The 1,217-nt window shown below is 65.3% G+C and carries 1 protein-coding gene; it reads left to right on the top strand.

The annotated features are described in order from the left end of the window. On the top strand, positions 1-1,217 hold a 1,217-nt coding region (locus AWC07_RS03050; protein ID WP_139829509.1), incomplete at both ends, for a condensation domain-containing protein.

The raw sequence follows: 1,217 nt of genomic DNA, 5'->3' as shown, positions 1-1,217 counted from the left end.
AGATTCGGGTATTGGCGGCGGGCGGGGTTGACGTCGTCGCGGTTTGTGGCGTGTCCGTTCGGCGGCGTGGGGATGCTAGGAATACGGATGTATCGCACCGGGGATTTGGTGTGGTGGGGTGCTGATGGGCAGTTGCGTTATGTGGGGCGCGCCGATGAGCAGGTCAAGATCCGCGGATACCGCATTGAGTGTGGTGAAGTCCGGGCGGTGTTGTGCGGGCTGGCTGGGGTGCAGCAGGCGGCGGTCATTGCCCGCGAGGACCGCCCTGGTGATAAGTGTCTGGTGGGTTATGTCACCGGGACAGCTGAGCCGGCCGCGATCCGCGCCGCGCTGGCTCTACGGTTGCCGGCCTATATGGTGCCGGCGGCGGTGGTGGTGCTCGATGAGCTGCCGTTGACGGTCAACGGCAAGCTCGACACCCGCGCCCTGCCGGCGCCTCAGTACCGCGATGGCGATCGTTACCGCGCTCCGGCCACCCCGGTCGAGGAAATCCTGGCCGGCATTTACGCCCAGGTACTCGGACTCGAGCGCGTCGGAGTCGACGACTCCTTCTTCGACCTCGGCGGCAATTCCCTCACCGCGATGCGGGTGATCGACGCGGTACAGGAATCACTCGATGCGCACGTCACGGTCCGCCACCTGTTCGAGGCACCAGCGATTCGCGAGCTGGTGCAGCACGTCGGAAGGGTTGACAGCCGACGGGTGGCGCTGGTGCCCGCCGTTCGTCCCGGTGTGATTCCGTTGTCGTTTGCTCAGAGCCGGTTGTGGTTCCTGGCCCAATTGCAGGGCCCCTCACCGGTTTACAACACGCCGATCGCTTTTCGGATCAGCGGGGCGCTGGATGTCGAGGCGCTGGGCGCCGCCCTCGATGATGTCCTGGTTCGCCACGAAACGCTGCGCACCGTATTTCCCGACAGTGGCGGTGTGCCGTCGCAGGAGGTGCTGTCCGCCCAGGCGGGGATGTGGCGGCGCGGGGGCGCGGCGGTGGTGTCGTTGCCGGAGCACGATGTGGCGGATGAACTGATGGCGTTGGCGGCGTATCGGTTTGATTTGTCGGCGGAGGCCCCGATTCGTGCGCAGATCTACTCGGTGGGGCCCGAGCAGTATGTGGTGGGAATTGTGGTGCACCACATCGCTTTTGATGGGTGGTCGCTGACTCCGATGTTTCGTGATCTGGGTTTTGCGTATCGGGCTCGGTGTGTGGGTCGGGTTCCGCG

It is taken from the genome of Mycobacterium gastri, from assembly GCF_002102175.1.
GTDB lineage: Bacteria > Actinomycetota > Actinomycetes > Mycobacteriales > Mycobacteriaceae > Mycobacterium > Mycobacterium gastri.
This window is presented reverse-complemented; position numbering and strand designations above follow the sequence as displayed.